The organism is Xenorhabdus mauleonii (assembly GCF_900113945.1).
Lineage (GTDB): Bacteria > Pseudomonadota > Gammaproteobacteria > Enterobacterales > Enterobacteriaceae > Xenorhabdus > Xenorhabdus mauleonii.
The window spans coordinates 37,277-57,429 of record NZ_FORG01000001.1; the positions used below are offsets into that span (position 1 = coordinate 37,277).

At 45.5% G+C, this 20,153-nt stretch carries 14 protein-coding genes; 2 read left to right on the forward strand and 12 right to left on the reverse strand.

The window, feature by feature from the left end; genetic code table 11:
- Positions 1–95 precede the first annotated feature (95 nt).
- A complete protein-coding gene (locus BM100_RS22855) occupies positions 96–254 on the reverse strand; it encodes a hypothetical protein (RefSeq protein WP_169924695.1) in 159 nt (52 codons plus the stop codon).
- Here BM100_RS22855 and BM100_RS22860 point away from each other — a divergent pair.
- Entirely contained in the window at positions 253–417 is a 165-nt protein-coding gene (locus BM100_RS22860; RefSeq protein ID WP_169924694.1) for a hypothetical protein, read from the forward strand. The genes BM100_RS22855 and BM100_RS22860 overlap by 2 nt on opposite strands.
- 150 nt (positions 418–567) lie before the next feature.
- Here BM100_RS22860 and BM100_RS00155 read toward each other — a convergent pair whose 3' ends face one another.
- Positions 568–1,944 carry an alanine/glycine:cation symporter family protein gene (locus BM100_RS00155; protein WP_092507034.1) on the reverse strand — a complete coding sequence of 459 codons (1,377 nt, stop codon included), beginning with the start codon at positions 1,942–1,944 and terminating at the stop codon, positions 568–570.
- Positions 1,945–2,398: 454 nt separating this feature from the next.
- On the opposite strand from BM100_RS00155, the gene BM100_RS00160 reads away from it, so the two are divergent.
- Entirely contained in the window at positions 2,399–2,959 is a 561-nt protein-coding gene (locus tag BM100_RS00160) for a recombinase family protein (protein WP_092507035.1), read from the forward strand.
- A 227-nt stretch (positions 2,960–3,186) separates the two neighbouring features.
- On the opposite strand, the gene cheZ is transcribed toward BM100_RS00160, so the two are convergent.
- The 10 genes from cheZ to cheA form a co-directional block, all read right to left on the reverse strand.
- Positions 3,187–3,843, reverse strand: coding sequence for a protein phosphatase CheZ (gene cheZ, locus BM100_RS00165; protein WP_092507036.1), 657 nt, complete (start codon positions 3,841–3,843; stop codon positions 3,187–3,189).
- A gap of 9 nt (positions 3,844–3,852) precedes the next feature.
- Positions 3,853–4,242: a chemotaxis response regulator CheY gene (gene cheY / locus BM100_RS00170; protein ID WP_092507037.1), complete on the reverse strand. Its 390-nt coding sequence runs from the start codon at positions 4,240–4,242 to the stop codon at positions 3,853–3,855.
- Between the two features lie 170 nt (positions 4,243–4,412).
- Positions 4,413–5,465 carry a protein-glutamate methylesterase/protein-glutamine glutaminase gene (locus tag BM100_RS00175; RefSeq protein WP_092507038.1) on the reverse strand — a complete coding sequence of 351 codons (1,053 nt, stop codon included), beginning with the start codon at positions 5,463–5,465 and terminating at the stop codon, positions 4,413–4,415.
- Positions 5,458–6,345, reverse strand: coding sequence for a protein-glutamate O-methyltransferase CheR (cheR, locus tag BM100_RS00180; protein ID WP_092507039.1), 888 nt, complete (start codon positions 6,343–6,345; stop codon positions 5,458–5,460). The genes BM100_RS00175 and cheR overlap by 8 nt, the downstream gene beginning before the upstream one ends.
- A gap of 15 nt (positions 6,346–6,360) precedes the next feature.
- Entirely contained in the window at positions 6,361–7,977 is a 1,617-nt protein-coding gene (locus BM100_RS00185; protein ID WP_092507040.1) for a methyl-accepting chemotaxis protein, read from the reverse strand.
- A 57-nt stretch (positions 7,978–8,034) separates the two neighbouring features.
- Positions 8,035–9,738: a methyl-accepting chemotaxis protein gene (locus BM100_RS00190; RefSeq protein ID WP_092507041.1), complete on the reverse strand. Its 1,704-nt coding sequence runs from the start codon at positions 9,736–9,738 to the stop codon at positions 8,035–8,037.
- A 413-nt stretch (positions 9,739–10,151) separates the two neighbouring features.
- Positions 10,152–15,908, reverse strand: coding sequence for an inverse autotransporter beta domain-containing protein (locus BM100_RS00195; RefSeq protein WP_092507042.1), 5,757 nt, complete (start codon positions 15,906–15,908; stop codon positions 10,152–10,154).
- Between the two features lie 325 nt (positions 15,909–16,233).
- A complete protein-coding gene (locus BM100_RS00200; RefSeq protein ID WP_280521795.1) occupies positions 16,234–16,938 on the reverse strand; it encodes a tyrosine-type DNA invertase in 705 nt (234 codons plus the stop codon).
- A gap of 334 nt (positions 16,939–17,272) precedes the next feature.
- Entirely contained in the window at positions 17,273–17,770 is a 498-nt protein-coding gene (gene cheW, locus BM100_RS00205) for a chemotaxis protein CheW (protein ID WP_092507043.1), read from the reverse strand.
- A gap of 105 nt (positions 17,771–17,875) precedes the next feature.
- The gene (gene cheA / locus BM100_RS00210; RefSeq protein ID WP_092507044.1) at positions 17,876–20,152 is read right to left on the reverse strand and encodes a chemotaxis protein CheA; all 2,277 of its coding nucleotides are present in this window, start codon (positions 20,150–20,152) and stop codon (positions 17,876–17,878) included.
- Position 20,153: the final 1 nt, after the last annotated feature.

A 20,153-nucleotide genomic window follows, 5' to 3' on the forward strand; every position in this document is an offset into this window, starting at 1 on the left:
TGCAAAAAATTTGCCTTTAGAAAAGTGCAAATGAAATTGTGCTAAACCCTATGGATTTCAAGATACAGCGCGACGGCAAGAGAATGACAAATTCGTCAGGAACGAATTTGCTCTGCCAAAGGCTGGCCTCCGGTGAGAGACTGGAGCCTCTCAGTTATCCCCGGGCGCATTGATAACCGTCTGTCTGAACGGTGACCGGGGTGAGTGGGCGCAGCCAACAAAGCTGTAACTTGAAAGACGACGGGTATAAGCATGACAAAAGCCCAAAAATTCAATAGCGGGAACACTGCAAATTTTGCGGGGGTATTTGGGGAATTATGGTTACAACGGCAAAAAATCCAATTGCATTATGTTAGCTGTGAAAAAGAGGAAGTACGAAAGAAAGGAAGCATGAAAGAAAGCGCGAAAGAAAGATAGGAAGTGGCTTGAAATCACCACTCCCTATTTTTCATTTCTTATTTTTTATTTTTTGTTTTCACTTCTTGCTTTCACTTACTGCCATTGATGCTCGGTTTTTTAAAAATTATGTATCGTTTTTACAATATTAAGGAATTACTTTTAAAAACATCAATCCGCCTTTATCACCGGCTTAATATCAATGCTATCCGCGTTGACATCCTTAATATGGTCTTTCGTCAATCTGTAAACAATCGGGCTGAGCAACGCGATTGCGATTAGGTTGGGAATTGCCATCATTGCGTTGAGGGTATCCGCCAGCAACCAGACAAAAGTCAAGGACTGAGTGGCACCAATCGGCAATGCAATAATCCAGGCGATACGGAAAGGCACGACGGCTTTTGGCCCCAGTAAATACTGGATACATTTTTCACCGTAGAAGCTCCAACCCAAAATGGTTGTAAAGGCGAAAATCGCCAAGGCAACGGCAACAATATAGTTACCTCCCGGGATCGCTGCTGAGAAAGAAGCCGCAGTCAATGTTGCCCCTGTCTGACCTGTCAGCCAGCCACCCGTAATGACGATGGTCAAGCCGGTTACGGAGCAGACAATAATGGTGTCAATGAAAGTTCCCAACATGGCAATCAAACCCTGACGGATCGGGTTTTGGGTTTTGGCTGCGGCGTGAGCGATAGGGGCGCTTCCCATACCTGCTTCGTTAGAGAATATGCCACGGGCAATACCAAAGCGGATCGCCGCCCAGACCGCAGCACCCGCAAATCCACCCTGAGCCGCGACAGGCGTGAAAGCAGATTTGATGATTAAAGCAAGGGCATCAGGAATGGCAGAAAGATTCATAGCCAGCACAATGATCCCGGCACCGAAGTAACCGACGGTCATAATCGGCACTAATTTTCCGGCCACATCAGAAATACGCTTAATGCCACCAATCAACACTGCCCCAACCAAGATAACCAAGATGCCCGCTGTTATGGCTTTTTCAATGCCAAAATTACTTTCCAGCACATCTGCAACTGAGTTGGCCTGTACCGTATTGCCAATGCCAAAGCCAGCAATACTGCCGAAAAAGGCAAACAGTGTTCCCAGCCAAACCCACTTTTTCCCAAGGCCATTCTTGATGTAGTACATTGGGCCGCCAACATAATTGCCTTTTTTGTCGGTTTCACGGAAACGTACCGCCAGCACTGCTTCTGAATATTTTGTGGCCATACCCACCAAGGCTGTCATCCACATCCAGAACAGTGCTCCCGGGCCGCCCATGACAATGGCTGTCGCGACACCCGCTATATTTCCTGTTCCAATTGTCGCTGACAGCGCTGTCATCAACGCATTGAAAGGTGAAATCTGGCCTTCGCCCCGTTTTTCATTTTTTTGGAAAAGTAGTTTGAAGCCCATTCCCAATTTACGGATGGGTAAGAAGGATAGACGGATCTGCATGAAAATACCGATGCCCAACAGCCCAATTAGCATTGGAATGCCCCATACTACCCCGTTTATTGCACCTAACCATTGTGTAATCTGTTCCATATACACCCTCGGCATTTAACGTAACAAGTTAGCAACAAAATTATTTCAATTAAATAAAGAGTATTTTTGAAAAATAAGCGAGAACTTATTCGCTATTACTGGCAGGAAAAATTAATACTGTGAGTTAAATCACTCGATTTGGTCATGTTCCAGCGAGTTAGTTGATAAGCATAATTATTTCATCACTTGCTATGCTGCGGCCGTCACACAGCAAACTTTTATCTCGAAATAATATCAATTAATGGTTTTTTGTATCGATTAAATAGGTATTATCTACATAATAAATAGTCTCCATACTCAATGGATTTCAAATTGCATCGCGACGGCAAGGGAGAACATCCCCATGAGCATCGATAGCCGTATGTTTATAAAAACGGTGACCGAGATAAGCGAGCGAAGTTAACAAAAAGGCAGTTTGAAAGACGAAATGTATAACGTAATTAAAGGATTATCAGTGGCAAAAGTGGGTTACATCAGAGTGTCAACAAATGACCAAAATAGTGATTTACAAAGAAATGCACTCAACGGCATTAATTGTGAATTTATTTTTGAAGATAAAATCAGCGGAAGAACCGCTAATCGTCCGGGTTTGAAGCGTGCCTTAAAACATCTTCATACCGGTGATACTTTGGTTGTTTGGAAATTGGATAGGTTGGGGCGAAGTGTAAAAAATCTGGTAACCCTCATTTCTGAGTTGCATGAACGGGGGATCCACTTTCAAAGCCTGACTGACAGTATTGATACCAGTACTGCAATGGGGCGATTTTTTTTCCACGTAATGAGTGCACTGGCAGAAATGGAACGCGAGTTGATTGTGGAAAGAACCAATGCCGGCTTGGCCGCAGCGCGGGAACAAGGCCGGATTGGCGGGCGCCCAGTGATATTTACCGAAGAAGACAGGCAACAGGCCGCCCGATTGCTGGATAAGGGACATAGCCGCAAGCAGTTATCGATTCTTTACAATGTGTCACTTTCTACGATTTATAAATACTTACCCGTGAATTTATTAAAGTGAACAGTGATAAATGAAAAGTGAGAAATAAAAAATAAAAATGAGACAAAAGGATGAGAAATAAACAGTATTGAGGCTGGCGTTTGGGCCAGCCACCAGACTCACCCAAACGAGAACAAAACTTTTAAGTTTTGTTCTTTAATATTCTATTTATAAAAAAGTTACGATTAAAATATTATTTGTTAATTACAACTTGCTAACTACAGCTCGTTAAATACTCGCACTCGTTATCAAAATCCCAAACTATCCAGCAAATCATCAACTTGTTCTTGGTTGGCAATAACACCTGCACCATTTTGGTTGACTTGAGGGCCATTAAGAAGACTATCGTTCTCTTTTTTCGCTTTAGCTATCTGGTCAGAGGGCATATTTTCCATTAATACCATAACCAATTGTTTTTCCAGTTCCTGAATGACTTCCATCATCCGTTTGATTACCTGCCCAGTCAGATCCTGAAAGTCTTGAGCCATCATGATCTCAAGTAATTGGGCATTGGTAAATGAGGCATAGTCAGGCACAAGGTTTAGATAATTCCTTGTGTCCGTTACCAGTGAACGGGCATCTGTCAGATCCACATTTTTTGGGTTGGCAAACCACTCATCCCAACGTTCGGTCAAGGATTTTGCAGATGCTTCCAATTCGTTCTGACGAGGCTGCGCTGCTTCAACGCAGTTCAGCACTCTTTCAGCCGCCTGTGCCGTCATTTGGACAACGTAATTCAATCGCTCCCTTGCATCTGGGATCGCCTCAGCCGCCTGAGCAATAGTTTGATCCAATCCCAGTTCACGCAGGCTATCACGCAACATTCTCGTTAATTGCCCGATACGACTGATTATTTCACTGGTTGGGATCGCCTCATCTCTCGGCATGACTGGATTTTCACTCATTTTGTCTCCTTAGAGCCCCAATTTTTCAAATATTTTATCGAGTTTCTCTTCTAAAATAGCGGCGGTAAATGGTTTCACGACATAACCACTGGCACCAGCCTGTGCGGCTGCAATAATGTTTTCTTTTTTCGCTTCTGCCGTGACCATCAAAACAGGCAGCGCTGCCAATTTTTCTTCACTACGAATTGTTTTCAGCAATTCGAGTCCATCAATATTTGGCATATTCCAGTCAGAAATAACGAAATCAAATTCAGCAGTACGAAGTTTAGTCAATGCTTCTGCACCGTCCTGCGCTTCGTCTACATTATTGAACCCCAACTCTTTCAGTAGATTACGTACAATTCGACGCATAGTTGAAAAGTCATCGACTACCAAAAATCTCAGATCCTTACTTGCCATAAAAACTCCTTGGAATTTCACTTGTCCGGCAGCACTTTTTATAAAAATACGTTATAAAAAACACGCTATAACAATACGTTATAAAAGTACGCCATAAAAACGGATTACAAAAACGCATTACGAAACGTATAAAAAAATAGTGCTGCAAAAATTAACATCAAATACAACTGCTAAATACGAACCGATTGGCCCATGCTGATTTTGGCCAGCATCGCTTTACTGATTTTTTGGAGATCCATCACATCATCCACTGCCCCTAGCTGGATAGCCGCACGCGGCATTCCAAAGACCACACAACTGGCTTCATCTTGTGCCAAGGTATAGGCTCCCGCTTGTTTCATTTCCAATAATCCCGCGGCACCATCACTGCCCATTCCGGTCAGAATGACTCCCACGGCATTACGCCCCGCATATCTGGCAACAGAGCGGAATAAAACATCAACGGAAGGACGATGCCGGTTAACCGGCAAGGTGTCAGTTATCATGATTTGATAATTCGCCCCACTGCGGCAAAGTTCCATATGGCGATCGCCCGGTGCAATGTATGCATGGCCCGGCAAAACACGTTCGCCATCCTCAGCTTCTTTCACGGTAATTTGGCTCAATTTATTGAGTCTTTCAGCAAATGAGCGTGTGAAACCTGGGGGCATATGCTGTGTTATCAGCAAGGCCGGACTGGTAACCGGCAAGGGTTGCAGCAGGTTTTTGATTGCCTCTGTTCCCCCCGTCGAAGCACCAACGGCTATCAGTTTCTCACTGGACAGCAGTGGCTTGAAATTCAGTGGAGCTGAAACCCCAGAGTCGGCTTTGATGGTGCTGATTTTTGCCTGCGCCGCTGCCCGAATCTTTTCAGCAATCAATTCACTGTAAGCCAGCATGCCATCACGGATACCAAGCTGTGGTTTAGTGACAAAATCCACCGCCCCCAATTCCAGTGCTTTCAGTGTGATTTCTGAACCTTTTCCTGTCAGGGAAGAAACCATCACAACTGGCATGGGGCGCAATCGCATTAATTTTTCAAGAAAATCAATGCCATCCATGCGAGGCATTTCAACATCCAACGTTAATACCTGCGGGTTGTGTTTTTTGATTAAATCACGGGCAACAAATGGATCCGGTGCACAATCCACCACTTCCATATCAGGATGACTATTGATAATTTCCCGCATGATTTGGCGCATCAGCGCCGAATCATCCACACAAAGAACAGTTATTTTATTCATGACCCCTCCTTGCCCGACCTACACCGTAAACGGTCTGTCCTTGCAAGTAGAACTCTCGGCTAATTTGAGTGACGTTTTCGGAATGCCCCGCAAAGAGCAAACCGTCTGGTTTTAAGAAGTTGACGAAACGGCGCAAGATCCTTTCCTGCGTCTTTTTGTCAAAATAAATCATGACATTGCGGCAGAATATCGCATCAAATTTCTCATCGAGCGCCCAATCAGAATCCAACAGGTTTAAATGTTGAAAACTGACCAGATCAGCCAACACAGGGCGCACGCGTGCGTAACCCTCAAAAAGCCCTACCCCTTTGAAAAAATATTTTTTCTTTTGGCTCTCGCTGAGTGTTTGCAATTCTTCCAGCCGATAGACACCTTGCCGGGCTTTTTCCAGCACACTGGTATCAATATCGCTGCCAATGATTTTTATCCTATTTGATCTATGCCCCAGTGAATCACACAGAGTCATTGCAATTGAGTATGGCTCCTCCCCTGTTGAAGCGGCTGCGCTCCAAACACGGTATGTTCCACCATTTTTCCGGCTGGCATGGGCTGCCAGAATAGGAAAATGATGTGCTTCCCTGAAAAATGCCGTGAGATTGGTGGTCAATGAGTTGATGAACAATTCCCACTCTTCGCTATGGATATCGTGTTCCAGAATTGACAAATATTGACCAAAGTTATCTAACCCTAATACACGTAACCGCCTGACTAAGCGGTTATAGACCATTTCACGTTTATTTTTTGCCAGTACAATGCCAGCTCGTTGATAGATAAACTGGCAGATGCGCTCAAATTGCGCATCTGACAAAGCATGCCGCTGGAGCATAAAGTTCAGCGGCGCTGTAGCATCAGTATCTGAAGCTATTAAATTGGATTTCATCTGACCTCAGTGTACTTAATCTACAACATACTCATTGGTCATGTTTGATGCAGAAGACCCTTGACGCCGGTGTGACGCGTTTTCAGGCAGTTCAAATTGTGTCACTGTTTTCACTAGCATATCGGCTTTATCTTCAAGTGCGGAGGCAGCCGCCGCAGATTGTTCGACCAAGGCCGCATTCTGTTGCGTAACTTGATCCATTTGGCTAACAGCCTGAGCAACTTGGTGGATCCCTCGGCTTTGTTCATCAGAAGCCGCAGCAATTTCAGCCATGAGATCGGTGACTCGATTAACTGATATAACGAGTTCATCCATCGTTTGCCCTGCATGATTGACCAGCTCTGAGCCTTGGTTCACACGGTGGACGGATTCGTCGATAAGCACTTTTATCTCTTTTGCTGCTTCAGCACTTCTTTGTGCCAAGTCGCGCACTTCACCGGCCACGACAGAGAATCCGCGTCCCTGTTCGCCAGCTCGGGCTGCTTCAACTGCGGCATTCAATGCCAGAATATTGGTCTGGAATGCAATACCATCAATCACGCTGATGATGGCGCTGATTTTTTTCGAACTATTGGTAATTTCATCCATAGTGGCGACAACGCTGGTTGTCAGCTCTCCGCCTTTTGACGCAACCTGAGAAGCTGATACCGCCAGTTCACTCGCCTGACGCGCATTTTCTGCGTTTTGCTTAACCGTTACGGTCAGCTCTTCCATACTGGCCGCAGTTTCTTCCAGTGAGGCCGCCTGCTCTTCTGTACGTGACGAGAGGTCGGTATTGCCTTGTGTGATTTCCTGAATACCGACATACATTTGGTTGGTATTGTCACGCACTGCACCAATTGAAGTGATCAGTGAATTTTGCATATCACGTAGCTGCTTAAATATATCCCCAATTTCATCATTGGTCGTGACAGCAATTTCTTTATTCAGGCGTCCATCTGCCACATCCTGAAAACACGCTCTCATATTGGCGAAGGGTCTGAGAAGATTGCGTTTCAGCCACCAGTGAGCCGCCAGGGCAACAATGAATACCATTAAAATTGAGCCGAAGAACATCGCTATAGCGGTTTTGTAATAAAGCGCCGCGTCTGCTACCACATCCGCAATATTATTATTGAGGTACTTCATGTAGTTGTTATAGGCAACTTCCATTCGGCTCTGATACGTTTCTGTAGGTTGGTCATGAAAAGCCGGAAAGTTTCCGCTGTAGAGATAATCATTCAGCTCTTTTAATGCATTAAAATATTCTTGGTAAGAACGTTCTATTTCAGCCAATAAAGCATCTCTTTGTTGATTTTCGCCAACCTGAGGCAATGAAATAAACTTGGAGAAATTTCGTTCTGCTTCATTAAAAGAACTTTTAAGTAATGCTTCCATTACTTCGATTCTATCTTTCGGTTGCCCCACTTTTTGGGCAAGTGCGATTTTGTTCAGAGTGTTACGTGTTTGTAACAATGCAGCCCAGCTCAACCCAAGGGTATCTCTCCGTTGCGTTCCCAGATCAATTCTCTCAATATATGTCTGGTCAGTATGAATTATTCCCAATGACAAACCACTCGAAATAATTTGCATTACACAAAACATCATCAATAACAGATACAGGCTGGTTGATATGCGAAGCTTGCCTAACATGTAATCACCTCGTTTAAACGGCTGCATAACGCAGCCGTGGTTATCGCTATTATTTTTTTAGAATGTTTCCCAATTGGATGGGTCTTCCACATCACTGCTTTTTTTCAGTGCAGGAGAATTCGTTTTATTAGCTGGAGGATTTGACGTCTTTTTAGTCAAGAAAACTTCATGTTTTCTTTTTTCAGGCTGTGTCCTTTCTGCCTGCTCCGGTAGCTGAAACAACGAAACGGCTTTGGTCAGTATCTTGGCCTGCTCTTCCAATGCCGCAGCCGCAGCCGCAGACTGTTCAACCAATGACGCGTTTTGTTGAGTCACTCTATCCATTTCTGAAATAGCGACGCCGACCTGAGTAATTCCTCGACTTTGCTCATCCGAAGCCGATGCAATTTCTCCCATGATATCGGTCACACGAGTCACTGAATCGACGATTTTATTCATCGTTTCGCCCGCGCTTTCTACCTGCATGGAGCCGGTATCAGTGCGATTGACAGAATCTTCAATCAGCGCTTTGATTTCTTTTGCTGCTTCAGCACTGCGTTGCGCCAAATTACGTACTTCACCCGCTACAACGGCAAAACCACGGCCATGCTCACCAGCACGGGCTGCTTCTACCGCCGCATTCAGTGCAAGGATATTGGTCTGGAACGCAATGGCATCAATCACACCGGTGATATCAGAAATTTTGCGAGAACTGTCAGCGATGTCATGCATGGTCTGAACAACATTAGCTACCACTTTACCTCCCTGACGGGCGATATCAGAGGCGTTGTCAGCCAGGTTGCTGGCTTGGCGGGCATTATCAGCATTTTGTTTTACTGTCGCCGTCAGCTCTTCCATGCTGGCCGCCGTTTCTTCCAATGAAGCCACTTGCTGTTCAGTGCGTGAAGAGAGGTCATTGTTACCTGCGGCAATTTCGCTGGTACCGGTATAGATGGTTTCAGTGCTTTGATGGACGCTTCTGACGGTGTTGATCAGTTCTTCCTGCATATGTCTCAGGCCGACAGCCAACATGCCCATTTCATTGCCAGAAGAAATGCGAATGGTCTGGGTCAAATCACCTTTAGAGAAGGCCTTGATGCTGTCCAGCAAATGATTCAATGGCTCAATCAACGCCTTACGCAACCCGATCCAGCTTACTGTAATCACACCAACCAACAGCACAAATATGGTAATCAGGCTGATGATAACATTGCGATAAGCGACATCAGCCGCATCGGAGACTTCACCATAAAGTTTGTCATTCGTGCTCAGATAGGAAATATATTCCGCATCAAACGCATTCTGTAAAACAGTGGTTGGCTGGTCAAAAAAGCCTTTGAAATTTCCCTTTGAAAGCATGCTATCCAGATCTTTCAAGGCCTTAAGGTAGTCACGGTGAGTTTGTTTCAATTGCTGGAAACGCTCTAAATCATGGAGAGCCAACACTGGCAACTTCTCAAATTTTTCAAAACGGCGCTCCGCACGAGTAATATTGGCTCTGGCCTCTACCCAGATATCGTCCATATCCTGATCATTCTCAACATTCTGAACTTTTGAGATCATGACGATAGCAATGCGGTTCAGGTTATTACGGGCCTGCAGCATGTTAATCCAGCTTTCGTCCAGTAATTTTTGCTGCTCGCGAATTTGATCCATCATATCAAAGGCTTCTGTATCCTTCTTCAAGTTACTGAAGAACAGGCCTCCGGAGATAAACTGCAAAGCACCAAATAGTACGATGACTGCAATAAGTCCCGTCACTATTTTCATTCGGTTAAACATGACTTCCCTTTTGTAATAGATTGCTATGCCAGTGTTATCGGCAGGCTTAAAGGGAACTTTATGCGTAATTATAAAAATTGATTTTATGTGGTGGGTTTTTGATCTGGGACAATTTTTATGCGGAATTGTAAAACGGCTGTTTGAGCGGAACGCATGAGGTTTTTTGGTTGATGGAGGATGGGGAGTTGGGTTTCAAGTGAGGATTGCCAGTAAAAACCAGTTAACCAAATGGGGGGATTTCAGATGAAAGAGCCTGGGAAAAAGATGTTCTTGATATGGCTGTAATCTTCATTTGATGAACGGAATTTGATTAAAAAAGTGCTGAAAAAAACCAGCACTTTTTCATTAATATGAATTCCCTTCATAAAAGGGAATTTTATTAGCAGAAAGTGAATTAAATATACATTACCGTCTTAGTCATCATGAAGCCGGCAGATGACTGCAAACTCCCCCCCCCCGGTCGGTTCATTATTACTGGCGCTTCCCCCATCGAGAGAGGGTATAGACACTATTTCTCTATTATTATCCCCTCCGTTTTTATTCCACAGAGTAGATGTCCACACAGGAAGACCCTTAGGATCCCAATTAACAGGCCAACCGTTAACTGTATAAAGGGTTGTAGTTGGATTAGCGTTACTTATAGCTACCACCTCCTCTGCAACAGGTAATTTCCAAAATTTATTACTACTATTGCTGCTATCACTACAGTAATTTTCTACTTTACTCCATTTTACAAAACTCCATTTTTCATGGTTTATAATCCTAAACCCTCCAGTATCTAACTCAGTATCTAACTCAGTAGCTAACTGAGGGCGCGAGTATTTTTTCCCGTCAAGTGTAATATATGGTTCCATATGCCCCCAATATTTGGCTTTATCCGTATTTGGACTGGTAAGCACAGTAAAGATAACATCCTTTGATTTCTTTATAAGTTTACTTTCACTGTCGTTGACCGTTATCGACAATTTCGTTCGTGTCCCAATACCATCAGGATCAGTAACATTAATAACAAGATTACCGTTCTCGTCCGTATGGCCACTGTAGGTACCGACTTGTCCATTCAGTTTTACCGTCACGTTTTCCTGCTTTTCCTTTTGACGGTTCAGGGCAGACATATCAATGGTGACAGGTACACCCCCAACGGATTTTTCACCGTCTGTGGTATGGATGGTGAACTTAATCGGGTCAGTGTCCGTTTTCTTAGCGAAAATCGCTAGCGTACCATCGGCAAGCTCTGCTTCTTTACTCGGCGTTATTTTGAAACTAGTGGCAATGCCTTTGATACGACCATCTGGATGCCCGCCAGTAACATTGCCTTGCTCTTTCTGCTCAAACGTATCTGTTACCTCCATTTTTCCCAATATAGTTTTTACTTCGCCTTTCACCATACGCGGGGTACGTGGCTCCACGGCAAGCTCGATAACATGGCCGCTATCTTCTTGTGTCAGCGTGTGAGAAGGAACATTTCCAGAGTCGGTGATTTGGTTCTTGGGTTCACCACCCAGTGAGCTAATCCTATTCCTCACTGAATTAACGTTATCTTCCGGATACTTAATGCCCCAAAGGAAGATGGATTTATCCATATCATCCTTACCATGCGGCTGAAATTTATATGAACCTTCCAATTTTTGTCCCATTTCCAGCACACCCTTTATTTTTAATTCCTCAATGCTGGGCCCCCTTTCCGGATCAATCACTGTACCGTTAATCCCTCCACTCAGTGTATTTTCACTCTGCTTCGTATTAAGGGTTTTAATCTCTCCGGTTATCCCCAAACCATTTATGGGCGTGATGGTAAACTCCAACAGCTTGCCACTATCCTCCGCGCTTAATTCATAAGAGGAGATTGAGCCACTTGAAATGCTGTTTTTACCCACATCTCCTTCGGCTCCCGGCTTATGAACATTTTCTTTTGGCCCATCAGGATCTTCTTTTGATTTAGAACGTGTCCAGAAATAACTGGAATTATCCTCCACATGCCCGTTATTAGGCTTAAATTCGTATTCGGCTTTCAAGAACCCAGAGTCGTATAGAAAACCTGTTAATTTGAGGTTATCAATGGAGGGTGCAGCTTTAGGGTCAAGGATAGTCCCCGGTTTTCCTCCTTTGGGCGTTGTTTGGTTGATACTGGTATCGGCCATACTGATATCCACGGTTTTAGCTTCACCTTCTTTTTGCTTACCATTAACGGGCTTAATGGTAATGGCGATGGTTTTCCCAGCATCTCCATTCACCAGATCTCTCTTCAGGGTTGCCAAAGCATCGGGGACTTGCTGAAAATCCTTAGGATTGGGTGTCGTGCCCTTGTCATACCAGACAAACAGAGAATTATCTCTCCCATCCCCACCGTTATCATTGAATTTATAGTTCGCTATCAGCGATTTATTGAGTTCTAACTCCCCGGTCAGGACAATATTATCGATGCTTGGAATGGCATTCGGATCGGAAACTCCCCCGTTGCGGTTACCACCGGTTATCCTTCCGGGGTTTTGCGGGTCATAGACTGCCACGCGGGTTTCCGGGCCTTTCGCCCGTAAATTAGCACCATTAGCTGCTAATATAGAGACTTCCAGTACCTTATTGCGGTCACTTTCTTGAATAATGTAGGTTAACGGTTTGTCGCCATTAACCCGACCTTCCCCGTTTATCTGCGCCAGCGTTATCGGCTCTTTCACGCCAGCCGTTTTCGCCAGTTCCATGACTCGGGCGGCGGTTGTACCTCTTTCCCCCCAGACATAAAACGAACGGTCTGTGGCATTACTGCCATTACTGTTGAATTGATAGTTGAGTGTCAGGGTTTTTCCGATGTTTAAATCCCCCTCCAGATACTGGATGTTAATGCTAGGTGCAGTATTTTCATCAAACTCCAGCTTGGTTGGTTGTGCCCTGTTCGTTCCTTCAATTGATGTGGTCACTGTCCAGGGACCGGTTTTCTGACCCGCTTTGATCACCACTTCATACTCACCATTGCCGATTTCTTTCACTGCCTCAATCTGCGGTTCGTTACCGTCTCCTTGTAACTGCCCACTTCCATGCACCTTAATACTGTCCTTGGCACCAGTAATGGGCTGTTCATTTATATCTTCCAGTGTGATTTTCAGCGTTTTCTTGGAGTTGCCATCTGCCGGCAAAGCATAACTGCCATCAACCGATTCAATTTTGGGGCTATTCTGGTTTAAGATCTCTGCCAGTGGTTTACCAAACGTGATGGTCGCCGGTTTTCCTATCGGTTTACCAAACACGTCCGGTGTTAATGTCCATTTGCCTTTCTTATCCTCAGCGGTAACTGGCGCTACATATTTACCACTGCCCGGTGAAGTTTCTTTGAAGTCGCCGTAATGCGGCATACGACCAGTGCCATACAGTTCACGGTTATCCGGCGTCAGGTTGATCTCTTTTTCCATGCCACTGATGGGGTTGCCTTCCTGGTCTTTCAATTCCACTTCAATCACCGTGGTGTCACCTGCTTTATGCAGCTCACTGTCTTTGGCAGTAAATGTAGACTTATTCGGATCAATCAGTTCGGCTTTGTTGGTCGCAAAGTTAATGACTGCCGGAGCCTCCAGCGGTATACCGTCAACTTTGGTGGTGATTTCCCACTTACCGGTTTTATCCCCCGCCGTGACCTTCACTTTGTATATTCCACTGCCTTCCGGCTCTTCCCACACTTTACCGATGGTCGGTGTTTTTTTCCCGCCTCCGCCCAGCTGGGTCCCGTTATCCTCAAACGTAATACTGTCTTTGGCATACTTGATAGGATCCCCATTCTTGTCCTTCAGTTTCAGCGTCATGATGGTGCTGTCTTCATTGTCAGCCGACAGTATGTTTGTCGCCGGGATAAAGGCCGAGCCTTTGGGGTCCACAATCGCCGCCAGTGACTGACCAATGGTCACCTCAGCCGGTTTCAGCTCTTTGCCATCCACCACTGGTGTAATTTTCAGGGTGCCTTTATTGTCTTCAGCCGTGACCTTAGCCCTGTAGATCCCACTGCCGGCCGGATCTTCTTTGATGTCAGTTACGGTCGGGTTGGCACCCTGTCCATACAACCCACTCTGGTCTTTCACAAGCTTGATTTTGTCTGCTGCCCCGGCAATCGGATTGCCGTTTTTATCTTTCAGGTGCAAGACAATATCGGTGCTGTCATCTTTTTTACTCAGATTGCCATTGTCAGGTTTGAATTCGCTCTTGTCCGTATCAATCATGTTGGCTAAAGAATCGCCGAAATCAATCACGGTCGATGGCAGTTCATGCCCGTCGACTTTCGGGCTGATAGTCCATTTACCGTGTTTATTACCGGCAGTGACAGTGGCTTCATAGATACCGCTGCCTTCCGGCACTTCTCTGATTTCAGTGCCCAGCATCGGATCTTTGCCATCACCGGTCAGTTTAGATTTGTCATCTGTCAGAACAATGCTGCCTGCGGCTCCGCTGACCGGCTTTCCATCCTTGTCCGTCAATTTCAACCGGATAACGGTCTGGGTTTTGCCATCCGCCACCATAGACTTATGAGCCGGTTCAAAACCAGAACCCGCCGGATTAACAGCGGAAGCCGTAACCAATATCTGGGCTTCCATCCGCTCAGAGGCATTGCCCTGCGTGTCATAGGCCACACCGGACAGGCTATAGGTGTTGTTCCCTTTATCCTTATAGGGTGGCAGGATCAGCAGGTAATGGGTGCTCCCGCTGACTGCTTTGGCTACAGCATTATCCGCCAGTACGGGCGCACCGGCATTGATCAGTTTACCGCCCCCCTCCAACAAACTGGCAGTATCCCAGATAATTTCTTTCAGACCGTGTTTGGTACTGACCGTCACGTTCAACGGAATAATAGCCCCGCCGCGTCCGCTAATCCGAGTTTCCATCATCAGGCGGATCAGATTTTTCTTGCGGTATTCCAGCACAATCTGGTTATTACGATCGACCAAATCATAGCGCCCGCCTTGCAGGGTGCGCTTGAAGGCAACCGCAGCTGGATCAACCTGTTTTGACCACGGTGTGCCGATTTCATAATTGAGGCCGAGATTAAACAGGGTTTCTCCGCCACCGGAAGCGCTCTGGCGACGATCAAGTCCCAGTGTCACCAGCGGAATCGGGGTGTAATTGACACCGAGGGTAAAGGCGGCCGGGTTTTTCTGCCGTCGTTCTTCACTCAGCAAACCGACTTCATTGCCGAAATACTGTTCGTAAGTCAGTTTGCCGCCCAACTGCGGATAGGTCGGCATATAGCCCTCTGCCCGCAGGTCAAAACCGTTGGCCGGGCGCTCTTCATAATCAGTCAATTTCTTGCCGTCTTTCCAGCCACTGGCGCGGAAATAGCCGTTAGCCGCGAATTTCATAAAATCACGGGCGTATTCTGCCCCGATACCGAAACGGGTATGGTCGCGGGTAATATCGTGGTCAAGGAAGGCGTTATAACCAAACATGCCATCGTCAAAGAAATGACGCTGACCCAATCCAACGTTTGCCGTTGTACGGCTGTCGATATGGCGCAAGCCAAACTGGGTAAACGTCAGGTGCTTCGCGGTATCATATAACGGCAACAGCATGTCGAACTGGCTGCCGTCCAACCGTCCCCGATCATCCACATTAGCCTGAATTTTGACGTTACCGTAGCGTTGCAGCCAGTTTTGCACGGCTTGGTTGGCTTCACTAACCGCCATGCCACGCAGTTGGTTTTTGGTGTTTTCTACCACATTACCGCTTTTCAGCATCCCCACAGCTCGGGTTGTGGTGCTTGCCAGCCAGCGCTCTGTGCTGTTTTCTGTATTGGGCGTTTCTGTAGCAGAAGCATCGGACGCCGCTTTCAGGCTGTTGGCCAGTAACTGATCAGATGTGGAATGCGGCACGTCAATCTCATCACCGGCACCCAGCTTCGCAAACGGTTTATGAAATCTCCGCTGCTGATTGAGCTTTTTTAGCTCCGTGACGGTCAGGCCATGGCGCTTTGCCACAGTTTTGACGTTTTCACCGGCACTTAACTGGTAAGGGCGCGTCTGCCCACTCTGCCGATGGTCTGTCCGGGAATGATGTTCACTTTTGGCGCTTGCCACAGCAGGAGTAAACGCCGCCGCGACAGGAAAGGCCACTTGGGCAAAAATATTCGCCCATGCGACCCATTTGAGGTGGTGGCGCTGCTTTTCTGTCCACTGCCTGTTTTGTTTCTTTAGCATGTTTATCTACCTTCAGAATCAACATTATTTTCACCAAAATCCAATGAATTCCGGTGCCATTGACTCATCCCGGAGTGTGTTGCTCCCCTCATGCTGAGTTGACAATTAGTACCCAACTGTCAACTGGAGAGAATCTGACTGAGAAAAACACCTAAAGTAGACAAAATGACCAACATGAATCGATTGATTCAGTAAATTTCACTTTCGAAATCGCGCATTGAAAATTGCAAAAAAATAATTAGAAAAATCAAGGAGAAATTAATTATGAAAGGCGACACTGAGGAGGTTGAATATAAGCTAAATTTTACAGATATAAATCAATGTACTAGATTGAATTTGGCAAAGGAAAGAAAAAATAAAACAGGGTTGCAGCGAGCTGTTTTAATCGAGTTGACAGTTGGGTACTAATTGTCAACTGTGCGCGTTTTTCATTTGGTGCCCAGACAGTTTCAAATCGGCCCGCATTACTCGCGGTGTAGCGGACGGTATGACGAATATTTCGATGGCCCAAATAGTCCTGAATCAGGCGGGTATCGACACCATTGTCCGCCAGAGCGTAACCACAGGCATGCCTTAACATGTGCGGATTCGCGCATATCGATAATTTTGCCTTCAAGCTGGCATGCTTGATGATTTTATAGACTTGTTGACGTGACATCCGTTGCCCATTACGGGACAGAAACAGCCACTCGGTATTGTCATCAGTTTGCTTATGTGGCGGAGCCTTGGATAAATAGCGCTGCCGCTCCACCAGCCAGTGGCGAATCAATTGGATTTCACGCTGTACCATCGGGTGAATGGTGGAAAAACCGTTTTTCAGGCGCTGAACACGCAGGCTGCGGCTATTCAAATCCACATCTGACAGTTTCAGGTTCAATAGTTCAGATACACGAAATCCGTGAATAAATCCCATAAATATCATGCAGATGTTTCTTTCCGCATGCGCTTGCTTGCCCAGCTCCTGCAACAGGATTTCGATTTCAGGTTGGGTCAGATACTTGCGTTTTAGCATAGTTTCATCTCCAGACATGGTCTCATCTCCAGAAAGTAGTGGAAGCCTGTTCTATCAGGCTTTAGCGATAGAAAAATGTAATGAATCATTCATTAGTGTTGTTGATTATTTGCAGAGTGCAAGGTGAGTAAGCGGATCTTTTACCCTTCTGCATTTATCGGGATACAAAATAAGGACGCCAATAACTTCATATTAATCAATATGACCGGCTCAATTACTTGACAGGAAACTCCGCTGGATGAACGTAATCTGACTAAAAAAAGTGCCGTTCAGGAAACCGACACTTTATCAATGAGTTGCACTGCTGTTTTTATAACAAGGCAGCTACGGTACCAAAAACAGCACCAATAAATCAGCCTTTGGCTACGGAATCTACCAATGCCATTTCTTCACTGCTGAGAAGTTTTTCTATATCAACCAGAATCAGCATGCGGTCATCAATAGAGCCCAGCCCCGTCAAATATTCTGTTGATAAAGTGACGGCAAATTCAGGTGCAGGGCAAATCTGATTTTCTTTCAGGGACAGTACATCAGATACGCCATCAACCACAATTCCGACGATTCGATTGAGCAGATTCAGGACAATAACAACCGTGTTGTCATTGTATGTCACATCTTCCTGTGAAAATTTAATTCTCAAATCAATAATAGGTACAATCACCCCACGCAAGTTGGTGATTCCCTTAATAAAATTCGGCGTATTCGCAATCCGGGTCACTTGGTCATAACCACGGATTTCCTGCACTTTCAGTATTTCAATTCCATATTCTTCGTCACCCAAGGTGAAAACCAGATATTCCTTTCCGGTCGTTTCCCCCGATAATTTATTGAATTCTTCTACGGCTGACATGATGTTACCTTTTTACTTTGAGATGACTATTCCCTTCATCTTTCAAGCTGTTGCTGTCCGACAGAAATACTGGCAGAGCGACAGCTTGAAATCGATGGGTCTCTTTTATTTGTTATTCACAGATTCCGTTTTGTGCATAGCCAACTGTTCATGATTGAGCTTTTGCAAAGCAGGTATGTCTATGATGAGCGCAACACTTCCATCCCCCATAATGGTGGCCGCCGAAATACCCGGTACTTTGCGGTAATTGCTCTCAATATTTTTAACCACAACTTGATGCTGCCCTACCAATTTATCCACCAGCAATGCATAACGGCGCCCTGCACTTTGCACGATGACAGCAATGCCTTTTGTCGGATCGGTTTCCCCATTCGGGATATCGAATATGCGATACAGTTCAAGCAGCGGTAAATATTCACCACGCACCTGCAACAGTTTTTCGTCACCGGCCAACGGATAAATATCTTCTTCTTGTGGTTGTAACGAACTGACGACAGCTCCCAATGGCAGGATGAAAACTTCGTTATTAACCCTGACAGACATGCCGTCCAAAATCGCCAATGTCAGTGGAAGCAGAATGCGGATAACGGTTCCCTTTCCTTCCTGAAAATTGATCTGGATCTGTCCACCCATATCCTGAATATTGCGTTTGACCACATCCATGCCAACGCCACGACCAGAAACATCCGTGACAACTTCCGCGGTAGAAAAACCAGGGGCAAAAATCAACATGGCAACTTCTTCATTGCTCATGTTTTCACTGACGTTCAAGCCCTGAGATTGTGCTTTCGCCAGAATTTTCTCGCGATTTAACCCTGCACCATCATCAATCACTTCTATGCAAATATTTCCCCCTTGATGTTCAGCCGCCAGAGTCAAGTTACCGGTTTCCGATTTTCCGGCCGCAAGACGTTTTTCCGGGCTTTCAATACCGTGATCGAGGCTGTTTCGCACCAAGTGTGTCAGTGGGTCAATAATCCGTTCAATCAGACTCTTATCCAGTTCTGTAGAACTGCCTATCAATGTCAGTTCTACCTTTTTATTCAGCTTTCCGGCTAAATCCCGAACTAAACGCGGATAACGGCTAAAAACATATTCCATCGGCATCATACGAATGGACATCACGGATTCCTGCAAATCTCGTGAATTTCGCTGCAATTGCGCCATACAACTCAGCAATTCGCTGTGTTTTGTGGGTTCAAGACCATTACAGTGCTGCGCCAGCATAGATTGGGTGATAACCAATTCACCGACCAAATTGATAAGCTGATCAACTTTTTCAACAGCAACACGAATGCTGGATGATTCTACCCGTTGACGCGGTGATCCAGCGGCCGGGCGAGGTGCCGGACGCCCGATTTCACGTGGTTCAGTTTTTTTCGGAGCGTCTGTCGTTTGTGGTTTATTGGGGGTTTCTGTGCTGTTTGTTGCAGAAAGCTCGTTTGCGGTGTCTTTTGCTACTTCTTCTCTTTCTGTCTTATTTTCGGCAGCGGTATGTTCCGGTGCCGTGTTTTCTTCTGTTTTAGTGCCCTTGCTGCCTGCCTGAGATTCATTTGTCGGCAAAAATGTTATCTGTTCAGGTTCGACCACAAAACACAAGACTGCCGTAATATCATCTTCTGTCGCTGATGTGATTAATGAGGCTTCAATACTGTCTGAAGTTTGTTCGACATCATAAATATCCCCCAGATGTGCTAATTCATCTTTCATCAAAGCAACTTCGCGCTCTTTCAATCCAGATAAATGAACACGGATCCGCCCATTCGAGGCATTTTCTGTGGCAGTAGATGAAAGCGCTGTTGCGGCCTGTTCTTGCGTGGCATTATTTTCAGCGTCACTCTCAATATTACTTTTAATATCACTTTCAATATTGCTGCCAGCATCACTTCCACACTTATTTGCGACACCACCTGCCACTTCATCCATTACGGGTTCGGTTGGTGCTGCAGATGTTTCAGTGATATTTCCTGCCTGCTTTGCTTCTTGCCCTTCCTCCTGTAGTTCTAGTGCAAGTTGACGCAATGTCTCGCAGATATAATTGAATGTATCTTCATCCGGCTCCTGAGAACTTTTATAGGCATCCAATTGTTGCTGCATAATGTCTTTCGCTTCTAAAAACAGGTTGATAATGTCAATGGTCAGGCGTATTTCGTCACGTCTGGCACTGTCGAGTAGATTCTCCAAAACATGCGTTGTTTGTTGCAGCTTAGTGAAACCAAAAGTTGCAGCGCCCCCCTTAATGGAGTGGGCGCTGCGAAATATTGCGTTTAATTGTTCATGCTCAGGTTCATCAGCGTTGAGCAGCAATAAATGCTGCTCCATATCTGCCAACAGTTCATCTGCTTCATCAAAGAAGGTCTGATAAAACGCGGTCATATCCATC